Source organism: Dankookia rubra (genome assembly GCF_004355005.1).
GTDB classification, from domain to species: domain Bacteria; phylum Pseudomonadota; class Alphaproteobacteria; order Acetobacterales; family Acetobacteraceae; genus Paracraurococcus; species Paracraurococcus ruber_A.
Genome location: NZ_SMSJ01000237.1, coordinates 1 through 2069 on the forward strand (window position 1 = coordinate 1; position 2069 = coordinate 2069).

Sequence of the window (2069 nt, forward strand, 5' to 3'; positions counted from 1 at the left end):
GGTACGGTCGAGCGCCTGGATTTGCGACTTCTCGTCGATGGACAGCACCACGGTGTGCATCGGCGGATCCATGGTGAGGCCGACGATGTCCTCAACCTTCTCGGCGAAGGCCGGATCGTTGGAGCGCTTGAAGCTGCGCAGGCGGTGCGGCTGCAGCCGGTGGGCATCCCAGATGCGCTGCACTGAGCGCAGGCTGATGCCGCTGGCCTGCGCCATCGCCCGGCCGGTCCAGTGGGTGGCCTGGCCGCGCGGCTTGGAGCAGGTGAGCGCCAGCACCTTCGCCACGGTTGCGGTCGGCATCGGCGCCCTGCCGGGTGGGCGGGTCTTGTCGCGCAGCAGGCCGTCCACCCCAGCCTGGGCGTAGCGCACCTGCCAGCGCCACACCGCCGGTCGGCTTGCCGCGGCCTGACGGGCAACCTCGGCGACGGAGAGCCGGTCGGCAGACAGCAGGACGATTCGGGCACGCTGGACGTGCTTCTGCGGGCGGTTCCGGTCAGCGGTGATCGCCTCTAATCGGACACGATCACCAGCATCGACAATGACGCATACATCCTGGGCCATTCGCCCAGCCTGGCATGCCTCAGCAGGTGCGTGAATCGCCCGTCTGCGTCAGTGCACTAGCGGCTTTGCGTCTGCTCCAGCTCGTATGCCAAGGCTGCGACGGTGCAGGCGAAAGCATCACCCGGCACCCATCAGTGATGGCATAGAACACCTTGGCATCCTGCGCCCACACCTTAAGGTTCAACTGTTGGTTTCGGCCGGTGTGGTAGCGGCGCTGCTCTCGTCGCTTGTCGCGGACATCAGGGGCTTTGCGCCGTGGCTGATGCCTTCACCAATCACGGGCCTGAGCCGTGTTCGTAGCTGCAACCGGAGATTGCGATGGTACCGTCCCGCGGCTGCAGGGGCCAATTTCCTCCAGATTTACCTGCTCGGCCTGGACCAGCGGTCGGAACGTGAGGCCCGGGCGGGGAGGGGGGCTGGACTGGACGACCTCAGCGACGCGACTGCCCGATGCTACTCCACATACTGCCACCCCGACGCTGGGAGGGCGCTGCTGCACTGGCCGACGCTCTATGCCCAGTTGGGCGTCGGCTTCACCATCATCAACATGGCCTGCCGTCCTGACACGCTGGCACCCCCGTCCTCGGCCTGCGCAGGTCATGCTGGAAAGGTAGGGGGATCGCGCTGCCTCGTCGCCATCGCATTCCCGACCGGGGCACGGAGCAGCACAGATGATTCTTATGGGTTAAGCTACGGGGTGACACCCTGGTCCACGCGGTTAAGCATCCCCGCGGCTATGGAATGGCTGCTCGCGAGGGAATACCGCTTGCGATCTGGTGGAAAGTAGCTAATTTGTGCACCGCAGCAAAGCGGTTCGCCGCCTGCTGCTTTCTTGGACGTTTCCTCCCTAAACTCGGCAGCACCTCAGGGTGCTGCCTTTTTTTCGGCGGAAGGGCCAAGAACAAAGCGGTGACATGGCATCGAGCCAGCCGGGTTTTCCGCGGTGCGGGTCGGCAAGGTGCAGTTTTCTGGAAATAGGGTGTTGACGCTAGGTCGTCCTGGCGTCATAAGCCGCCCCCCGCAGACAAGGCGGTCCCGCCTCACCTGGTCGGTCAGAGACGCCAACGGCGTTGATGGCCATGCCAGAAGACAAAGGACCAAGTTGTTCGTGGGTCTCGTCTTAATGCCCTCGGGCAGATGATCTTTTTTCCTGCAGAAATGCAGGGGCCTCTTGCTTCGGTCTGCTTCGTCGGTTATATGACGTTCAGCCGGTTCAAGCGGCTCTGGTCTTTGATAATCGCATCGGTCTTTTGGAAGCAAGTGCGCTGACGGCGTGCTACTAGCGGTCCCTTTGCAGGGTTGCTTGGTGGTGCTGGCTGAGAGCGTGCTTTTGCATCGAGAGTGGTGAGCGGAGCCTGATCGAGAAGGCGTCTGCGCGACAAGGCTTCGGCTTGGTCGCGCTGATGAACCTGAGAGTTTGATCCTGGCTCAGAGCGAACGCTGGCGGCATGCTTAACACATGCAAGTCGCACGGGCAGCAATGTCAGTGGCGGACGGGTGAGTATCGC

Annotated in this window: 1 protein-coding gene and 1 rRNA gene; one reads left to right on the forward strand and one right to left on the reverse strand. The window is 63.2% G+C overall.

Annotation, left to right across the window (positions count from 1 at the left end):
• On the reverse strand, positions 1-561 hold a 561-nt coding region (locus tag E2C06_RS36240; RefSeq protein ID WP_133293355.1), incomplete at its 3' end, for an IS630 family transposase.
• Positions 562-1966: 1405 nt separating this feature from the next.
• On the opposite strand from E2C06_RS36240, the gene E2C06_RS36245 reads away from it, so the two are divergent.
• A 16S ribosomal RNA gene (locus E2C06_RS36245) occupies positions 1967-2069 on the forward strand; the annotation flags it as partial.